Source organism: Streptococcus sp. E17BB (assembly GCF_041807725.1).
Lineage (GTDB): Bacteria > Bacillota > Bacilli > Lactobacillales > Streptococcaceae > Streptococcus > Streptococcus entericus.
On record NZ_JBGTZC010000001.1, the window covers coordinates 35,727 to 52,092 of the forward strand.

The 16,366-nt window shown below is 41.8% G+C and carries 21 protein-coding genes, 1 other RNA gene and 1 pseudogene; 5 read left to right on the forward strand and 18 right to left on the reverse strand.

Annotated elements, in window-relative coordinates; translation table 11 throughout:
* Window positions 1-30: 30 nt before the first annotated feature.
* The 5 genes from ACERC7_RS00115 to ACERC7_RS00135 are packed head-to-tail and all read right to left on the reverse strand — an operon-like array spanning window position 31 to window position 3,781.
* A complete protein-coding gene (locus ACERC7_RS00115) occupies window positions 31-861 on the reverse strand; it encodes a conjugal transfer protein TrbL (RefSeq protein ID WP_373665782.1) in 831 nt (276 codons plus the stop codon).
* A 24-nt stretch (window positions 862-885) separates the two neighbouring features.
* On the reverse strand, window positions 886-1,092 hold the full coding sequence (locus ACERC7_RS00120) for a hypothetical protein (RefSeq protein WP_373665783.1): 207 nt from the start codon (window positions 1,090-1,092) through the stop codon (window positions 886-888).
* Between the two features lie 22 nt (window positions 1,093-1,114).
* Window positions 1,115-2,998, reverse strand: coding sequence for a VirD4-like conjugal transfer protein, CD1115 family (locus tag ACERC7_RS00125; protein WP_373665784.1), 1,884 nt, complete (start codon window positions 2,996-2,998; stop codon window positions 1,115-1,117).
* On the reverse strand, window positions 2,995-3,489 hold the full coding sequence (locus ACERC7_RS00130; RefSeq protein ID WP_373665785.1) for a hypothetical protein: 495 nt from the start codon (window positions 3,487-3,489) through the stop codon (window positions 2,995-2,997). Before ACERC7_RS00130 ends, ACERC7_RS00125 begins: the two co-directional genes overlap by 4 nt.
* Entirely contained in the window at window positions 3,479-3,781 is a 303-nt protein-coding gene (locus ACERC7_RS00135; RefSeq protein ID WP_373665786.1) for a hypothetical protein, read from the reverse strand. The genes ACERC7_RS00130 and ACERC7_RS00135 overlap by 11 nt, the downstream gene beginning before the upstream one ends.
* A 458-nt stretch (window positions 3,782-4,239) precedes the next feature.
* On the opposite strand from ACERC7_RS00135, the gene ACERC7_RS00140 reads away from it, so the two are divergent.
* From ACERC7_RS00140 to ACERC7_RS00150, 3 genes are read left to right on the forward strand one after another with little or no spacing between them, the layout of a single operon-like run.
* Window positions 4,240-5,031 (forward strand): ParA family protein, encoded by a 792-nt coding sequence (locus tag ACERC7_RS00140; RefSeq protein WP_373665787.1) that lies wholly within the window; start codon window positions 4,240-4,242, stop codon window positions 5,029-5,031.
* Window positions 5,032-5,044: 13 nt separating this feature from the next.
* On the forward strand, window positions 5,045-5,338 hold the full coding sequence (locus tag ACERC7_RS00145) for a hypothetical protein (RefSeq protein ID WP_373665788.1): 294 nt from the start codon (window positions 5,045-5,047) through the stop codon (window positions 5,336-5,338).
* A 35-nt stretch (window positions 5,339-5,373) separates the two neighbouring features.
* Window positions 5,374-5,532: a hypothetical protein gene (locus ACERC7_RS00150; RefSeq protein ID WP_373665789.1), complete on the forward strand. Its 159-nt coding sequence runs from the start codon at window positions 5,374-5,376 to the stop codon at window positions 5,530-5,532.
* Window positions 5,533-5,588: 56 nt separating this feature from the next.
* Here ACERC7_RS00150 and ACERC7_RS00155 read toward each other — a convergent pair whose 3' ends face one another.
* The 8 genes from ACERC7_RS00155 to ACERC7_RS00190 form a co-directional block, all read right to left on the reverse strand.
* Window positions 5,589-6,233 (reverse strand): lysostaphin resistance A-like protein, encoded by a 645-nt coding sequence (locus tag ACERC7_RS00155; RefSeq protein ID WP_373665790.1) that lies wholly within the window; start codon window positions 6,231-6,233, stop codon window positions 5,589-5,591.
* Window positions 6,233-6,637, reverse strand: a complete 405-nt coding sequence (locus ACERC7_RS00160) for a hypothetical protein (protein ID WP_373665791.1) — start codon at window positions 6,635-6,637, stop codon at window positions 6,233-6,235. The genes ACERC7_RS00155 and ACERC7_RS00160 overlap by 1 nt, the downstream gene beginning before the upstream one ends.
* Before the next feature lie 28 nt (window positions 6,638-6,665).
* On the reverse strand, window positions 6,666-7,091 hold the full coding sequence (gene ssb, locus ACERC7_RS00165) for a single-stranded DNA-binding protein (protein WP_373665792.1): 426 nt from the start codon (window positions 7,089-7,091) through the stop codon (window positions 6,666-6,668).
* Complete coding sequence (locus ACERC7_RS00170) at window positions 7,092-7,274, reverse strand: hypothetical protein (protein WP_373665793.1); 183 nt, start codon at window positions 7,272-7,274, stop codon at window positions 7,092-7,094.
* Window positions 7,275-7,455: 181 nt separating this feature from the next.
* Window positions 7,456-8,541 (reverse strand): replication initiator protein A, encoded by a 1,086-nt coding sequence (locus tag ACERC7_RS00175; RefSeq protein WP_373665794.1) that lies wholly within the window; start codon window positions 8,539-8,541, stop codon window positions 7,456-7,458.
* A gap of 20 nt (window positions 8,542-8,561) precedes the next feature.
* The gene (locus ACERC7_RS00180; protein ID WP_373665795.1) at window positions 8,562-8,714 is read right to left on the reverse strand and encodes a hypothetical protein; all 153 of its coding nucleotides are present in this window, start codon (window positions 8,712-8,714) and stop codon (window positions 8,562-8,564) included.
* Window positions 8,715-8,738: 24 nt separating this feature from the next.
* The gene (locus ACERC7_RS00185) at window positions 8,739-9,791 is read right to left on the reverse strand and encodes a DNA cytosine methyltransferase (protein ID WP_373665796.1); all 1,053 of its coding nucleotides are present in this window, start codon (window positions 9,789-9,791) and stop codon (window positions 8,739-8,741) included.
* Entirely contained in the window at window positions 9,788-10,579 is a 792-nt protein-coding gene (locus ACERC7_RS00190; protein ID WP_373665797.1) for a DNA adenine methylase, read from the reverse strand. Before ACERC7_RS00190 ends, ACERC7_RS00185 begins: the two co-directional genes overlap by 4 nt.
* Window positions 10,580-10,822: 243 nt before the next feature.
* On the opposite strand from ACERC7_RS00190, the gene ACERC7_RS00195 reads away from it, so the two are divergent.
* Both ACERC7_RS00195 and ACERC7_RS00200 read left to right on the forward strand, forming a co-directional pair.
* Complete coding sequence (locus ACERC7_RS00195; protein WP_373659215.1) at window positions 10,823-11,311, forward strand: S-ribosylhomocysteine lyase; 489 nt, start codon at window positions 10,823-10,825, stop codon at window positions 11,309-11,311.
* Between the two features lie 144 nt (window positions 11,312-11,455).
* A pseudogene (locus tag ACERC7_RS00200) lies at window positions 11,456-12,047 on the forward strand (DNA alkylation repair protein).
* A gap of 292 nt (window positions 12,048-12,339) precedes the next feature.
* On the opposite strand, the gene ACERC7_RS00205 reads toward ACERC7_RS00200, so the two are convergent.
* The 5 genes from ACERC7_RS00205 to ACERC7_RS00225 all read right to left on the reverse strand — a co-directional run bounded on the left by ACERC7_RS00205 (window position 12,340) and on the right by ACERC7_RS00225 (window position 16,364).
* Entirely contained in the window at window positions 12,340-13,704 is a 1,365-nt protein-coding gene (locus ACERC7_RS00205; protein ID WP_373665798.1) for a cell division site-positioning protein MapZ family protein, read from the reverse strand.
* A complete protein-coding gene (locus ACERC7_RS00210) occupies window positions 13,697-14,875 on the reverse strand; it encodes a class I SAM-dependent RNA methyltransferase (RefSeq protein ID WP_373659217.1) in 1,179 nt (392 codons plus the stop codon). The genes ACERC7_RS00205 and ACERC7_RS00210 overlap by 8 nt, the downstream gene beginning before the upstream one ends.
* A 122-nt stretch (window positions 14,876-14,997) precedes the next feature.
* Window positions 14,998-15,374: RNase P RNA component class B (gene rnpB / locus ACERC7_RS00215), an RNA gene on the reverse strand.
* Window positions 15,375-15,388: 14 nt separating this feature from the next.
* The gene (gpsB, locus tag ACERC7_RS00220) at window positions 15,389-15,751 is read right to left on the reverse strand and encodes a cell division regulator GpsB (RefSeq protein ID WP_373659218.1); all 363 of its coding nucleotides are present in this window, start codon (window positions 15,749-15,751) and stop codon (window positions 15,389-15,391) included.
* Window positions 15,752-15,842: 91 nt separating this feature from the next.
* On the reverse strand, window positions 15,843-16,364 hold the full coding sequence (locus ACERC7_RS00225; RefSeq protein WP_373659219.1) for an SLOG family protein: 522 nt from the start codon (window positions 16,362-16,364) through the stop codon (window positions 15,843-15,845).
* Window positions 16,365-16,366 lie beyond the last annotated feature (2 nt).

Sequence of the window (16,366 nt, forward strand, 5' to 3'; positions counted from 1 at the left end):
CTAAAAAGAAAGTAGTGAGTTTGGCACCCACTACATTCCCATAATATTCCGAGCTGTCCGTTGTGTCCCAATCAGGGCAACAATGAGTAGAATAGCTTGGACAATAGAGCCCGTAACTGCTCCTATAAATTGGACAACACCCGTCGCATTAGCATTTGCTGCATTTTGAAAGAGCGAAACAAAGGCTACCACCAAAAATATCAAAACACCTTGTATAGCGTAGGCAATGACATTTTTGAAAAAGCCAATACCAATATGGCGGTGCTCCTCATGGATAAGAGTTGCTATAGCCAAAGGTGTAAATGGGGTCATTAGATAAAGCTGAATGAAACGCATGGTAATCAGCACATTAACAATGACAACACTAATCAATCGGCAAACAAAGATTAAGATAGCAATAAAACCAATGAGCATATTGCCAACAATTCCTTTACCTTTGAAGCCAGAGAAAGTGTCGTAACTCATGCCACCTTTAGAAACGATCCGAGCTGCACCAGAGATAACATGAGTGCCTACTTCTAAGATAGCCTCAATGATATTCATAGCATTTGGTAGCAGAATAACAACCATAATCAACCTCAGAATTAGCGGTGCAAAAAATTCAAAGGTTGCTCCACCATCTGTTGCCGATAGTTTTCGAGCCGCATTTGAAAACTCAAGAACCACTAAAACCGTTAGGATGGCAATCGCCAGAGGGGTCATGACCTGCTTGGTAATAGCGGAAACGAAGTTCCAAACAGTTGGATTGTAATTGGCTAGATTTTTGACGAGGTCTGCGGTAGACTGCAGATCAACGTTAAACCCCTCAAACAAAGTCTCAGCCGAGATTTTCTCATTAGCTAGAAATGGTAACATGACCATAACAGTCACCTCCTTTTCTTAGCCTTAAAATCGAATTTGAGACAAGAAAGCTGCCGCAGCTCCAACAATCGCTCCGCCGATAACTTTTTTAAATCCAGCAGTAACACCAGCACTGCTTCCATTTTCGCCCCAGTTTGTACCAATATCAATCAAACCGAGAACAATTAGAATAATACTTACTCCAGAAACACCTTTTTGCAATAGTTGCATGACTTCATTAAAAATTTGCATGATTTTCTCCTTAAAATTCTAGCTAGGCAACTTGAGATTGAATGGGCTTGTTATCCAAGTCCCCAACCTCATAGTTGTTCGGGTTAAAGTGTTCTTTTTCCAACTGGTCGATGTCATAGTCCCACCAGTTCGGATGTTCGGGTGAATCCGCCACATACTTCCAATTTGGGTGCTTGGTCGGATCGTATTTTTGTGATTTGAAAATAGGGACATTAGCAATAGATACCAGACACGTATCACGAGGCATATTTTTAATCTCATCAACCGTCATCAGTTCACGACCTTGTTTTTGATGGGAGACACTCCCTCCACCAGAAACACCGTAAGAGCGACTGGAACTAATCACATCAATAGTCTGCTTACCTGTTAACTCACTCATGTACTTGAAGGTATCTTTCTCGTTACCTCCAAGATAGAGAAGGCTGTCGCAGTTGCCGATAATGGTCTTCCAAGCCTCTTTCTCCTTATACAAACCTTGGATTTGTGGCAAATCCTGTAAGATAGGCACAAGAGACATGTTCCTTGACCGAACAGTGGTCATCTTTTGCTGGAAATCTTGAACTGTGCCTGTGTTGGCAAATTCATCCATGAGAAAGCGTACATGAACGGGGAGTTTTCCTTTGAAAACTGCTCCAGCTTGTCTCGTTAATACGCTAAAGACCGTGCTATAAAACATAGCCGCTAAGAAAGAAAAGGTTGTATCATCATCAGGGATAATCAAATAGACGATAGTCTTCTGTGTTCCCCAACTCAATATATCCAAGCTGTCTTTCTCTGTAATATCAACAACACTCTGAATATTGAACAAGGCGAATTTAGCTGTTGCCACCGCAATCACACTGTCCAAAGTCTTGTCCTTATAGTTTTGGAAGTCTGACCAGTTCCGCATGGTAAAGTTATCTGTTCCGTAAACCTTGGCATAGCGGTCAAACATAATCTCAAGCACACTTTTCTTCTGACCTTCTTCCTTGGCTAAAAGCTTTATTAACTGACCAATCTCTTTGAAAGAGGGGTAGTGACCTAGCTCCCTATCCTTTTCGAGTTTATCCTTCTCTTCAGACAATTTTTTAGCTTTTTCTTTCTTACTCAACCGCTTGAAAGTCTCTTGCTCGGCTGGCGTCCGTGGCGGTCGGTAGAAATCAACCAAGTAAGATGCGATAGCTCGAACAAGAATCATGGTTGATTCGTCCCAAAATGGGTCGCTCTTTGTCCCTGTTCCCTTGGTATTGTTAAAATAAGCTGTTAAAAGACGGTTAAGGTCGTTCTCGTTATCAACATAACGAAAGGGATTGAAGCCGTGGCAGTTTGTCATGTTGACTAAATCAAAGATTTTCACTTGATAGCCTTGTTCTAAGAAAAATTTACCCGTTTTTTCAGGTAATTTATCTTTAGGATCAACAACCACATAGGAGCAGATAGCTTGAAGAAGGCTACTAAGAACAAATCTAAAAGTTTTACCAGCACCAGAACCACCAAAGACAATCGTGTTTTTGTTTCGGTCAAAACGCTGCCTCTTCTTTTCGGTCAAAGTTAAACGCACTGTTTCTGACAGGATAATATCGTTCAGTGGATTTTTACTCCAAAACTTCTTAGCCTCTTTAAGTGTCCCGAAACGAGCACTACCGTGTTCCTCTCCGTGACGGTAAGTTTTAGCATTACTGATGAGATAGAGGTAGATAAGCTCCACAGCTCCAAAACCCATAAGAAAGGCTAAAGCTGACTGCTGGGTAAACTTAAAATTGAACGGTTCGTTTGCCAGAAGACCTTTTATATCAATAGTGTTTATTCTCTCCAAGATGAGAAGATGGTCAAGGCTATCATAAGCTAGCCTAAAGCGGTGGCATATATAGCCCATTACTAGACCGACAACAGTAAACCAGATAAATTTAGTTAGACTATGTTTCATCGCACCAGCTCCTTATCCCTAACAGCCCCCTGCTCAAAGACCACGTCTGACTTGGCTTTGGCAATCTCCTCATTCAAGGTCTTGTCCTTGCTCAAATCTTTGAAAAGCTCAGGATTTTTAGCCAAGTCTTCTAAGAGTTTGTTGAGGTGATCATCCAAAACGCTCTTGTCCTTGGTGTAGAAATATAGGGTATTACCTACCCAAGTATAAGCTAAGGGAAAGTTACGCTCTGCCATCAATTGATTAAATTTGTCAATATCAACCTCCGTATGACCTAACTCAGAAAAGGTCTCATCTAGTTGAATCGTGCTAATCTGATAAGGGCTGTTGAGTAACTCCTCTAATTTTCGTTGACCAATCTTATAAGCGTTTTTATCTCCTTCCAGCTTGGAAGCTGTAAAAGCCAAAAGCTTAAAAAGCTGCCTAGCGGTGAAAACAAGGCTCCGCTCAATATATTGGGCGGCTTGACGATCTTGCTGTTCAGTTGACATGGCGATACCCCTTTCCTGTTAGAAGAAGCTGATTGGTTTGGCTAACCCGCCTAGCGACCAGTGTCTTATTGAGCATAATGCTATCAATCACTGCCAGCAGTTCACGACTATATGGTTCTCGAATAAAGACCTCTTGCTTTTGACCGTTGATAATACCTAGTCTTGTAAACTCGACATAATCCCGCCGCAAGTAACCACCCGTGTAAGAGAATGGAAATTTCCGGTTCAATCGAATGGTATAACCTCCAAGGCTACCCATTCTTTTCAAATCACTTAGTATAACATCACTCATTGAGCATGTTCCTCCTTATTTTTTTGCATCGTTTTAGTCCAGTAACGACAAACTCTGGAAGGCTAGTCCAGTCTTAACTGACATAGTAAATCTACGAGTAACAAGTTACTTCCTCCTTCTTGTGTTGTGCCAGTTGCCCATCTCTGGGAATTTACCTCTATCACTCTCCTTACACAGGCACGCTAATCAAGTGATGAGGGGATTAAATTGTCAATGGGCACTCTACTCTTCCTATTCTAGTGATTTTTTAATCATTAGCATGTAAACAAAGAGATTTGCCCGTCTTTTTCTAATTTGTTTTCTGTTTGGATTTCTAACAGAACTATCCTCATAATCTTTATTAGTTCTTATACTTGATTTATACTGATAAAAACCGACAGTTTTTCAACGAAAATCATTGACAGTTTTATAGTCATCGACTATAATAGGGGTATAAATAGATAGAGAGGTAAGTCACGATGAAAATCATTGTCATCAATAACAAAAAAGGGGGAGATGGAAAATCAACCTTTTCCAAAAATTTTGTTAAATACCTAGCTCAGTTTGGTCAAACACTCTTGATTGACAGCGACGAGCAAGCAAATTCGACCAATTGTTTTGTGGAAGAGGTTGAAACCAAACATCAACTAACTAATATATTCCGAAAGCAAGCTCTTGTTCCACTCCCTGTTGCCCCTAATATAGATCTGATTGCAGGGTCTACTGACCTCAAAGAGGTCAATGCGGAGCTTTACACAAAGAACAACAAAGAGCAGATTTTCTCAACCTGGGTAAAGAAAAATCAACTTGCTAACCACTATGATTATGTAGTCATTGATACCCATAACGATACAGGTAACGTCACAACTAATATGTTTCTAGCAGCAGATACCATCATAGGTATCGCCTCACCATCCTTTGACAGCGTCTCTGGTCTCCTAGCCTTAGACAGTTATATCTCCGATCTCAGAGACGATTTTATCAACTTTGACACGGGTCACAGTTTGGTGACAGCTCAGCTTTATTTCATCGGTAATAAAATCGAGCATAACACTGCTTCTAGTAAGAAGTTTATTGAGGCTATCAGTGGCTTTGAGAACTATCTAGGTCATCTGGAAAAACGTGAAATTTTCAATGAGGCCAATAATTTAAGAACTACCATTTTCGACCTTAGTCGGGAAAAGAAATACCAGACCAGCTCCCACAGGCAATTTATAGAGCGAACGATTGCTCTATTTGACACCATCAAACAAACCATTGATAAAAATTAAGGAGAATTGAAATATGAATGAATTTGCCCAAATGATGAAGACCAAACAGAAAGCAGAAAAGACACAGCGAGCATCAACTCATGCCTTTTCAGCACTTGTCGATGAGGATTTAGAAGAAAACAAGAGCCAGCAACTGATGAAGCTGTTAGGTATTGAAACTCCTATTGTAGAGAAGAATGTATCAAAGTCCATCTATTTTAGCCAGAAAGCCCTCAGAAACCTCGACAAAGCTACTAAAGAGGCGGGTTACCCCAACCGCAGTAAATTTCTCAATGCTTTACTGGAACGGATGTACGAGGACGTTTAAGTAATTATATATCTACGACAGGAGGAAAGAGAATAGTGATAGAACGAGTTGAAAAAGAACAAGAACATTTCATCATTGAGCCTAACCCTTATAAAGGAAAATCTTATGATTATGATAGGTACAGATTATTGTTATTGGAAACAGGTTCAGTGGCAATATCAGATCCTACAGGAGAATATACTAAAATGGCATAGGACAAACCACTTCTAACCTTAGATAAGTAAAAACGAGCTCAAAAAGCTCGTTTTCGTTATGGAAACATAGCTAAGGTTATTGCCAAATTGTTCCAAAGAACATGTAGTATAATACCGGCAATTAGTCCTTGCTTATGACGAGAATTACCCAAGAATAAGCCGAGACTAAAGTAAAGCAAAAAAAGAATCGGTGAGCTTGGCTGATGCAATACTGCAAAAGCGGCACTTGTCAAGAGCACATCAAACCAAGGAATACCAGATAAGCCAAAGAGAAAGCCACGATAGACTACTTCTTCTAGTATCGAAGCTGTCAATAAATAACAAACAAAAGTTATTGGGGAAAGGTTATTGAACAGATTTAGAACATTGGCTTGATTAGTCATAACCTCATGCCCCAATAGTTCTTGTGATATCCACTGGACAAAAACCGTGACCAACAGCATACCCATAAGAGATAATAGGAGCAATCTCAATAATCGTCCTGAGAACTTGAAGGAGAGATTTAATCCAGCCCTTGAAATCAAATAAAGAACAACAAGCAGGTAACCTAGCAGTGGAAGAATTGCCCATTCTCTCCAGTCTAGGACTACCGCAAGAACTGCTAGCAGGCTATTGCCTTGCATCAGCAAGTAGCCTATGACAAATCTTCCAATTATCCCCTTAGGGTATGGTGGGGTCAATAATTCTGTTAAGTCTTTCATCAGCTGACCCTCCTGTACATGCTAGTAGACTTGATCAAATAGTGACGTCTCAGTAGCAGCCTGACCCGTTTTGGGAAAATCAAACTGATCATCTCCAACGTACTTAACCCAGCATAGACCTGGTCGTCCTTAACTACCAGTGGAAACTTGATATTTCTCCCAGTATCGGCTAGTACCTCTTGGCAGAGTTCGGAATAGCTCACATCAGTTCTAACCTGATAGGGCTTTAGCCTATCTGCCAAAAACTCAAAACAGTCCTTTGAGTGGAGCATCAAAAAATCCAGAACTGGTTGATCAATGTCCGAATAGGCAAAAAGAGTATAATCTACCTCAAATCGTTCCAGCTCCTTAATCAGCCTCACATTGTGCTCAACATTTTTCCCTAAAAACACATGTATCATCATCTCACCTCTCATCTGTGTTTTATCTTAGTTAATCATCTACAAAATTAGTTGTCTGCCCTTGGAAAAAGCTAGTTTGTTCCGCAGGTACTGATGCTGGAGCTTCTGAAATAGTTACTTCCTGAGTGTTGGCTTGACGTTTGTACTCCAGGAGGGTAAGCTCCTCAACAATCACCTCAGTGACAACAACACGTTGCCCTTGCTGGTTCTGATAGCTTCTTTTTTCTAGGCGACCTGTTACCCCAATCAAACTCCCCTTAGCTGTCCAAGCAGCTAAGTTTTCAGCTGGGGTGTTCCAAATAACACAGTCATAAAAATCAGTGATTTTTTCACCTGAACTCGATTTTTGTCGCCGCTCAACAGCAAGTGTAAAACTAGCCACTGACTTGCCAGTGGGTGTCTTTTTAAGCTCCAAGGACTTGGTCAAACGACCTGTAAGAATTACTTTATTTAGCATTTATTTCATCCTCCTCAATTCAACTATAATCTCTCTACTTGCTTTAATCAATATGCTAACAATTAGTAAAACACCTGTAAAAATAACCGATAAAATCGCCCGAATTTCCAAGGGTAAGCCCGATAAGAACGCATAACTAAAATAAACCATAGCAAAGTTTACAGCCAAAATAATAACCGCCATAAAATGACCTCCTTTTTCTAAAATAGTAATCTCGGATTGACAAAAATAAATCCTAGGAAAGCGGTGACAAGCAAGCAGAATAATAGACCCAAACAGCCAATAACAGGCAAAACTTCTTGTTCTTTTGACAGTATCTCTTGACACAATAAGCTCCCCTTATACTCTCGCTTAGGATAAGACATTAAATCACCTCCTTACCTACCCACAGGTAGAGCTCGTCATCAATATCCTTAACAGATGTATCTACCAGCTCAAGGAGTATTTCTCCTGCATTTTTTCTCTGTTCTAAGGCGATAAAGTCATAATGCAGTACAAGCCACAAGCATTTCTTCCAAAACAGGGTCAACATGCGGTAAAAATACCCTGTAATATCCCGGACAGGTCTGCCATTGACTTGACCAATACTCACCTTAGATCGTAGTTTTGTAACTTCTCGATAAAGCTCATCGACAAAGAACTCGCCGTATAAACGAGGTTTTTCCGTGTCTGAGAAAAGCGGAAATCTATCTTTGAGCTGATAATCAAATTGCTTTTCGACAGCTCTTTTGGCTTGAAAGATTTTATCCTGTAAAATCGGAGCTAGTTCTCCAAAGCTTGCCAGCTCTATCACAATTTGTTCTGTGAGGAAAGAATGTTCCCTCAATTTGAAAGCCTCAGAGATTGATAAAGGTTTTGAAGATAACTCACCCTTGTATCGACTAGTATCGTTACTCTTACTAGAATCAATCTCACTAGATTCGATATTATTCGGGTTCAAATCCTGAACCGCCCCCGTGCAAGATGTGAACGCCCCCCGTTCATTTTTTGAACCGGGGTGGTTCAACTTTTCAGCCTGCCGCTTTTGGAAGGCTTCTTCTTGACGTTTCTGACGTTCTAAATGGTACTTCTCAGAATTGTAGTCAATCACATTACCGACATAGATACGATTAGAGACCTGACCATCAGCTTTGGTGAACTGTGATTCCTCATAAATCAGTCCATGCTTAGTGAGGTCAGACCGAATTTTAATGATGGTATTCTTAGAGCAGTTAAATATCTCTTGAAGCTCTTTATTGGAATACTCCAAATAAACACGACCTTGTTCATCAATCCACCTGTTTTTGGCAGACAATTTAAGACGATCCTTGAGAATGGCATAAAGCATCTTAGAATCCAATCTCAGTTCCTTGTATTGCTCATCTTCAAGCAGTACCTTTGGGATACTATAAAAAATCTCTGATGTCTCCATCTGCTCAATCGTAATGGCATTAAATTGATCGATACTCACTTTAACTACCTCGCTAATCTTTAAAAACCTTCAGGAGTAAACGAAACTGTTTTCTCTTGCTCCATCAAACCAAGAGCTTTTGATACTCGCTCTCGTGACCAACCTGTTAAGACCATCAATTCATCAATGACCAAATTTTTAGTTCGTCGCTGTTCTATTTGAATAACTGTCATACTGACTACTCCTCTGTTTATTTTTCAAATCAATTTCTTTGCGATGACCTCAATCACGTTGACCGTGACCGAATTTCCAGCCTGTTTATAGAGCTGACTGTTACTATTAACTGCTTGCGCTTTGTCAAAAGCCCAATCGGGGAAGCCTTGTAGCCTCCAACATTCACGAGGGGTCAACTTGCGAATACGAGAACCAACACCTATACCAAAAGTGCCCGCTCTAGTATTGCTTTGATAACCGCTTGCCGTCAGAGTGCCGACAATATCCTTTTTCGATTTATTGTAAAAATCATACACAATCACATGATTGTTGTGCTGATAGCTGTTGCTTGTTAACGTAGGAGCTATATCATGTTCTCCACCTTTGTTGTAGCCATGAGAACGTTGTAAAATCTTAATGCCCTCGCCTTTATTTGTCGTCAGCGTAGGAGCTAGACCGTCAGATAGATAAACTTCTCCGTTCATTCCTTTTCCTGACGGATTGATATTACCAAGACCAATCACTTGCGCTGGTTGTTCATTAGTTTTTTGGTCACTTCCTCCGAAAGGAAATATCGCTCGTCCACCTGCTCCTCTAAGATGTCCAATAATGAACACCCGTTCACGGTTTTGGGGGACTCCAAAATTCTTGCTGTTGAAACATTGCCACTCCGCATCATACCCCAGTTCTGCCAGCGTTTCGAGGATGGTTTCGAAGGTATCACCGTTGTTGTGACTGAGCAGTCCTGGCACGTTTTCAAGGAATAGATATTTAGGTCTGAGAATAGAGGCGACCCGAGCAATCTCAAAGAACAAAGTCCCTCTAGTATCTTCAAATCCTCGCCGCTTTCCAGCAATGCTGAAAGTCTGGCACGGAAATCCTCCACAGATAATGTCCACATGTCCGATTCCTCGAACAGCGTCATCTGATACTCTTGTAATGTCATGCCACTCCACCTCCCCTCTCGTGTCGTGTATAGCTTTGTAGTTTTTTCTGGCAAACGGATCTATCTCACAGAAGCCAATACATTCATGCCCTGCTACTTCCATGCCAAGACGAAAACCTCCGATACCAGCGAATAAATCTAGAAATTTCATAATAGCTCCATCTGCCCGCTAGGTTGAAAATTCAACCAGAGCACCTCCGTCCGAGGCAAACCCTTCTCTGCAGTAGCCGAGAACTCCATGCGGTGCCAGTGCTTGAGCCTATCATTATACAGCGGACTATCGTAGCCACTCAGCAGCACCTTCGCTTGTATTTTATTGAGAACCTCCAACAACTCTATGTGGTCGCTATCGCTCATCTCATAGCTGTACTGCTCCCGTGTCCTCGTTGAAAGAACATAAGGCGGATCAACATACATGCAAACATCTGGCTTGTCAAATCGCTTGATCAACTCAAGAGCTGGCCGACGCTCAATCTGTACCTGCTTCAGGCGAGAGGTCATCGCCAGCACAACGTCTGGCAAATCGTTCCAATGCTTAACCGCATAAGCTCTCTCCCTACCGTTAATATCGTTTTTCCAACCGCTTTTTTCTGTCGTTCTGAAACCGTGACTCATCACCGACTTGATGATAAACAGCAGAGCCTTGTCCACCTCATCAACAGGCGACCGCTCAAAGGCCTCGTCATAGACCTTTCTGCTATATGGTGTCCAAAACAGCCGATCAATCAGCTCCTGTGGTCTGTCACGGACAATCTCAAATAGATTGACAACATCATCGTTGAGATCGTTGACTGTTTCAATAGCTGATGCGTTTTTGTTAAATAGCACCGCCCCAGAGCCAAAATAAGGCTCAAGATAGCTTTTGTGTTCTGGTAATAGCGATACAATCTTGCTAGCTAAATTCCACTTACTCCCTGGGTAGCGTAATAATGATTTCATACGCCTTCCACCAACTCTGGATTCTCCCAAATATTTCCGATTACAATGTACATATAACCTCTTCTTCGGTATCATCTGCGACCTCCTTGTAAAATTTTAACCAACGAAAAAGAGAGCAGAATCTCTACTCTCTAAATCTTGATATTTAACTATTTTTTACGTTTCGGAAACTTAGGACACCTATATGTAAACCGCTGACAAAATATGGTATCATAGAAGAACACTAAAACTAAGGAGAATACCATGACCAAAAACGTTACTGTAGAAAGCTTTGAACTTGACCACACCATCGTAAAAGCGCCTTATGTCCGCCTAATTTCGGAAGAATATGGTCCAAAAGGTGATGTCATCACCAACTTTGATATCCGCCTCATTCAACCCAACCACAATGCCATGGACACGGCAGGTTTGCATACGATTGAACACCTGCTGGCTAAACTCATCCGCCAGCGAGTTGATGGTATGATTGACTGCTCGCCTTTTGGTTGTCGAACCGGTTTCCACATGATCATGTGGGGGCAACCGACTGCTGAAGAGATTGCTCGTGTGATTACCGATAGTTTGAGAGAAATAGCAGAGCAGATAACTTGGGAAGACGTCCCAGGCACCACGATCGAGTCCTGTGGCAACTACAAAGACCATAGCCTTCATTCTGCTAAAGAATGGGCAAAATTGATTTTGGAGCAAGGCATTTCAAGCGATGCCTTTGAACGACAACCTGTCACAAACTAGAGCAGGACGATAAGCTTAAATGCTGTCATTCGTTGGACGTCACTTGGTTAGCCTGACTTTTACTGCCAAAAGGAGAATTCCTCAGTGTTCAACCAACTCTATTCTGAACTAAAACAACTTGCTGACACCAAGAAAGCTGAAAAAATGAGCGCCTATATGCGTGATCAGTTTTTGTATCTGGGAGTTCCTGCACCTGAGCGAAAAAAGATACAGCAATCCTTTTTCAAAACCGCTAAAAACCAGACTGTTGATTGGAATTTTATAAAGGCTTGCTGGCAGTCTCCCTATCGTGAATTGCAATATGTCGCAATGGATTATCTGACAACGATGAAGCACCAACTCACTCCCACAGATGTCGAGAACATCAAGCATCTTGCTATCGATAAATCGTGGTGGGATACGATTGATGGCTTGGATATCATTGTAGGTGCAATTGCTTTGCGCTATCCCGAAGTCGAAAAAACATTGCTTGATTGGAGTCTTTCAGACAATATGTGGTTACGTAGGCTAGCGATTGATCATCAACTCTTGCGTAAAGAAAAAACCAATACAACATTAATTGGCAACAATTATTCAGAATAACTTAGGCAGTGAAGAATTTTTTATCAATAAAACCATTGGTTGGGCATTACGCGATTTCTCAAAACCCAATCCCGATTGGGTTAGACAGTTTATCAATGACCAGCAAGAACAATTGGCAAAACTGAGCATTAAAGAAACCAGTAAGTATCTGTAAATTATTGTCTTACTGTGTGGCGTGACGCCCAGCAGAAAAACAGCATCAACATGACTTTTTGAAAGAGAGTTTAGAAGACACATGATCTGACAACGTCCAGAACCCAAGTCTTCCATTCAGGAGTATTACTGATAAAGACTCGCTCACCGTCCATTGCTGAATAGCTAACTGCCAAAACCATCTCTAAAGCATCTAATCTTTTATGAATAAGAACATCAGCTAAATAAAATTCCCACCTGTATCTGAAAAAATTGATACAGGTGGGAGTTTTTATTTTCAAACTATTTAATCCCTAATAATCCAGAGCATCTGCATGTCCTGCACCATTTCCGACGAAGTACCCTGTCTTAGCATTGATAGAGAAGAGGTAGGTCCCGTCTGATTTGAAGAGGTTGTAGTAACCATTGCCATTGATAATATTTACAGGTTCAAGGATATAATTATCCCCTGTAAAGTAGCCACGTTCACGAGAGACGCGGAGAATCTCTTCTAGCACACCATCGTTAAATGCCCATGCAGGATTTGATGAATCAGCAATCACTGCTTGGTTGTATGGTACACGGCTGAGCTCTCGCTGAAGCGGTACAGTTGGTTCGCTCGACTTGCTTGCTTTTGCATCACTAACATCTGGAATTGCTGTGTCAGGAGTTGTTGACTTGTCTTGTTGGGCAGTGGTGCTCGGAGCTGTGCCAGAGTTCGCCAAGCCTTTTGCTTCAGTGATAACGCCTTGCAAGAGCGTATCAAGATTAGCTTTTCCTGTATTTAAAACGGATGCGGTCAAGTGGTCAAAGCTTGCTCCTTCTTTTACTTTAGCTTCAACTTTCTCACCATTCACAATAGCTGGCGTTTCAAACTGCTCGTTCACAGGGGTAATCGCTGTAATAGCTTTTTTCAAGCTGTCAACTTTTGCCTTGGCCGCCTCGTAGTCACTCGTTCCCTCCAAGGTTTTCAAGGCATCCTCTAAAGCAGTGATATTGTCAAACTCGCTGTTTTTAGGTTTTGTAAGAGCGTCATCGGCAAAAAATGTTTTGTAAAGGTCGTCAAAAGCCTTAACGTCTGCTGGCTTAGCAGAAGATGTTGCTGTAGAACTACTTTTGCTGGTTGATGTTTGGCTAGACGACATGTTTGTGGTCGCCTGCTTATTGAACTGGTTAAGCCCATAAGCCAAACCGATAATTCCCAGGAAAAGCGCAGCTAAGCTGCCGATAATCCATCCTTTACGTTTTGGTCGATGAGGCGTTGCTGTAAAATCATCTCCGTAAAAGGTTTCAATCTCAGCAACCTTACTAAGATCGTCAGTCACAGGTGCCACAGGCGCAATAATCTGATCAAAGCCTTCTGGTTGTTTTGAAGCGGCTACTTCCTCAGAGCCCACCTGTGTTTCCAGTTCCTGACGCTGTTTTTCGATAAAATTATCAAGAGACGAGGTATCCATGTCAGACAAGTTCTTCATGTTATCCTTGTTCGCAAATTTTTGCTCACCAATTTTGTCGCGATTTTTTTTGATGTACTTATCTAGGACACTGTCCTCGGCTGTCACACCAGCAGCCAAATCGGCTTCTTTTTGGACGGCTTCTTCAACAGTCATCTCTCTTGCCTGTTCAAAATCAAGATTTTGTTCATTTAGAGGTTGGTTTGGGGTATTTTCTTTAGACATCGTTTTTTGACCTCCTGATGTTATCTGCTCTTTTGACACGCTCACCATAAAACTGATAGAGATCTACTCGGAGAGTGCCGTTGTAGAGTTTACGCTTTTTGTCAGCCGTTTGGCCATAGCTCTTTTCAAAATGTTCATCACTGGTTAGGATGAATTTACTCCATGTTTTGAGTGGTGCTAGGGTTTGCCCCATTTCATTATACAAAATCTGAATGGCTTTGTCATCTAACAACCGCTCCCCATAAGGCGGGTTTGACACGATTACGCCATTGATTTTATCCGTGCGGAAGTCCTGCAACCGCATCTGCTTGAAGGTAATCACATGACCTAACCCAGCTTCTGCGGCATTTTTCTTGGCAATCTCCACCATACGCTGGTCAATATCGAAACCTGAGATATCCAGCGGCGCCTCATAGTTTGCTCTGCTATCGGCGTCAGCCCGAACCTCAGCCACTATAGTTTTATCAACCCAAGGCCAGGCTTCGAAGGCAAAATCACGGTTAAAGCCTGGGGCAATATTGCAACCAATCATTGCCGCCTCTATACAAAAGGTGCCCGATCCACAGGTGATGTCAACGAGCGGTTTGTCAGGAAACCAGTTTGTCAGCATCATGATAGCTGCTGCCATGTTTTCCTTGATTGGAGCTCCTCCTTTTTCAGTCCGATAGCCACGTTTGAAGAGGCTAGAACCTGTGGTATCAATCATCACTGTTGCGCGGTCTTTCAAGAGGGAAATTTCAATCTTGAATTCTGGACCATTCTCCATCAGCGGAACACCCTCAGGGCGATGGTAGTGTTTCTGCAGTTTTTTGACAATGGCTTTTTTAGTGATGGCCTGAACACTGGGTTCGTTATGTAGCTGGCTCTTAACGCATTTAGCCTTGCTGACAGGAAAGGCACAGCCCAGAGGCAGGTAATTTTCCCAGTCTAAGGCAAAGACGCCCTGAAAGAGCTCTTCAAAGGTTTTGGCGGGAAATTCTCCGACGATAATCTTGATGCGGTCAGCAGCTCGCAACCACAGGTTGGTTAGAGCGATGTCGCGAACGCTTCCTTGAAATTTTACCTTACCATTTTCCACTTGACAATCTAGTCCTAGAGCCCTGATTTCTTTCCCTACTACGGCCTCTAGTCCAGCAGCTGCTGTTGCCACTAAATTAAAGTTCTGTTTCATGATTTTCCTTTCTGAATGACGATTAAACAGAAAAAACTGTGAGACACTTATTTACCTGCTATTATTAGCATCATCTTTCTAAAACAAAAGCTAGCAAACGCTAGCCTACCTATTATGCAATTTTCTATAAGCCATGTTTTGTCCAAGGGAGAACTAGGTTATTCTTCCTCTGTATAATCATCTGTCTCCTGTTGCTGAGCAACAGTTGAGATGGTCCGTTCGTTTCCAGCCATCCCATGCCCCGACCAAAATTTGGGTTGCTAGCTTGAGGGGTTTACCGCGTTCCATTTTTCACGTTTCCATGAAAACTGCGTCACTGTGGCACTTTTCAGGTCTACTGAGGCATATCCTAGAGGACTTAGCCTGTTTAACCGCCGTAACGCAGCAAGCTGCGTCCCTAGACTTATTGGTTCGTCTAGCACAAACACTACTGGCATCACAGCCAGTGCTAGCATGGACTTTCCTCATAGCAATCTCTGCTACGCGATTATCCAAAAATTGCACAGCATGAGCCTATTCTTGGATTTGTTTTCCAAAAACTTCTCTTTCCAGACGGCTAATGCGTTTTAAAATATCAAAGTTGCTGGCAGAAGTTGGCGTAAATGTCTCAGGTTCACTGTACATAGGGTGGTCAGGTGTTACTAATGGTGGTGTGTAAGGCGCAGTATTAGCCTCTTGTTGATCCATTACCTCTTTTAATTTTGCCTTGAGGCGGGTATTTTCTTTCTTCAAACTGTCAATTTCAGCTAAAAATAGCTCGTAATCATTAATAACATTGTCTAAAAATTCATCAACTTCGGCCTTATCAAACCCCCGCATGGTGACTTTGAACTCTTGCTCAAAAATATCCTTAGGACTATAAATAATTCTTGCCATTTACTCTCTCCACACTATTGTTTATCGCTAAAAGCTCAGTTTATATGTTACAGGATTTACCCATAAAAAGCAAGGGAAAACACTGGATTTTTTAGGACTCCTCTTGGGCAAGTTCATTTAAGCGCTCAAAATCGAGCTGTTTGATGTCATAGCCTGCTCGTTCTTTTACTACTTTAACAAAATAGCGGAGCTTGGTCTCATGTTCTGAATCGTAAAACAGATAGACCCCTTGGCTGTTGTTAAGGAGGAAATCTTGGTGTTGACTAAGCTGGCTCGGCTGACTATAGCTAGCAAAGCTATGGTTAACATAATCTAGCTGCCGAAATTTAGCTAAAATCATCTGATTGCTCTCTGACCAAGATTGCCCGTGATCGGCAAAAGAAAAAATGCAAGCCAACTGCACATCGTACTCTTGTTTCAGCTCTAAAGCCACCTCTAAACACCAGCTTTCAAACCCTAAATTCCCTTGAAAAATCAGCCAATTCACACCATCTTCAAAGAGCTGAATCAGGTCTTTTTTTATCGCTTTTTTGATGATGTTGACCTTAGGATCCTTGTCCGAAAAAATGTTTAGGTCCATGGTTTTGTAGCCCACAACAAGAAATGCAGTCATAT

What these genes read in the sequence shown, in the direction of transcription:
- ACERC7_RS00115 (WP_373665782.1), bottom strand. Translation starts at nt 861, where the DNA reads ATGGTCATGTTACCATTTCTAGCTAATGAGAAAATCTCGGCTGAGACT.
- ACERC7_RS00120 (WP_373665783.1), bottom strand. Translation starts at nt 1,092, where the DNA reads ATGCAAATTTTTAATGAAGTCATGCAACTATTGCAAAAAGGTGTTTCT.
- ACERC7_RS00125 (WP_373665784.1), bottom strand. Translation starts at nt 2,998, where the DNA reads ATGAAACATAGTCTAACTAAATTTATCTGGTTTACTGTTGTCGGTCTA.
- ACERC7_RS00130 (WP_373665785.1), bottom strand. Translation starts at nt 3,489, where the DNA reads ATGTCAACTGAACAGCAAGATCGTCAAGCCGCCCAATATATTGAGCGG.
- ACERC7_RS00135 (WP_373665786.1), bottom strand. Translation starts at nt 3,781, where the DNA reads ATGAGTGATGTTATACTAAGTGATTTGAAAAGAATGGGTAGCCTTGGA.
- ACERC7_RS00140 (WP_373665787.1), top strand. Translation starts at nt 4,240, where the DNA reads ATGAAAATCATTGTCATCAATAACAAAAAAGGGGGAGATGGAAAATCA.
- ACERC7_RS00145 (WP_373665788.1), top strand. Translation starts at nt 5,045, where the DNA reads ATGAATGAATTTGCCCAAATGATGAAGACCAAACAGAAAGCAGAAAAG.
- ACERC7_RS00155 (WP_373665790.1), bottom strand. Translation starts at nt 6,233, where the DNA reads ATGAAAGACTTAACAGAATTATTGACCCCACCATACCCTAAGGGGATA.
- ACERC7_RS00160 (WP_373665791.1), bottom strand. Translation starts at nt 6,637, where the DNA reads ATGATGATACATGTGTTTTTAGGGAAAAATGTTGAGCACAATGTGAGG.
- ssb (WP_373665792.1), bottom strand. Translation starts at nt 7,091, where the DNA reads ATGCTAAATAAAGTAATTCTTACAGGTCGTTTGACCAAGTCCTTGGAG.
- ACERC7_RS00170 (WP_373665793.1), bottom strand. Translation starts at nt 7,274, where the DNA reads ATGGCGGTTATTATTTTGGCTGTAAACTTTGCTATGGTTTATTTTAGT.
- ACERC7_RS00180 (WP_373665795.1), bottom strand. Translation starts at nt 8,714, where the DNA reads ATGACAGTTATTCAAATAGAACAGCGACGAACTAAAAATTTGGTCATT.
- ACERC7_RS00185 (WP_373665796.1), bottom strand. Translation starts at nt 9,791, where the DNA reads ATGAAATTTCTAGATTTATTCGCTGGTATCGGAGGTTTTCGTCTTGGC.
- ACERC7_RS00190 (WP_373665797.1), bottom strand. Translation starts at nt 10,579, where the DNA reads ATGAAATCATTATTACGCTACCCAGGGAGTAAGTGGAATTTAGCTAGC.
- ACERC7_RS00195 (WP_373659215.1), top strand. Translation starts at nt 10,823, where the DNA reads ATGACCAAAAACGTTACTGTAGAAAGCTTTGAACTTGACCACACCATC.
- ACERC7_RS00205 (WP_373665798.1), bottom strand. Translation starts at nt 13,704, where the DNA reads ATGTCTAAAGAAAATACCCCAAACCAACCTCTAAATGAACAAAATCTT.
- ACERC7_RS00210 (WP_373659217.1), bottom strand. Translation starts at nt 14,875, where the DNA reads ATGAAACAGAACTTTAATTTAGTGGCAACAGCAGCTGCTGGACTAGAG.
- gpsB (WP_373659218.1), bottom strand. Translation starts at nt 15,751, where the DNA reads ATGGCAAGAATTATTTATAGTCCTAAGGATATTTTTGAGCAAGAGTTC.
- ACERC7_RS00225 (WP_373659219.1), bottom strand. Translation starts at nt 16,364, where the DNA reads ATGACTGCATTTCTTGTTGTGGGCTACAAAACCATGGACCTAAACATT.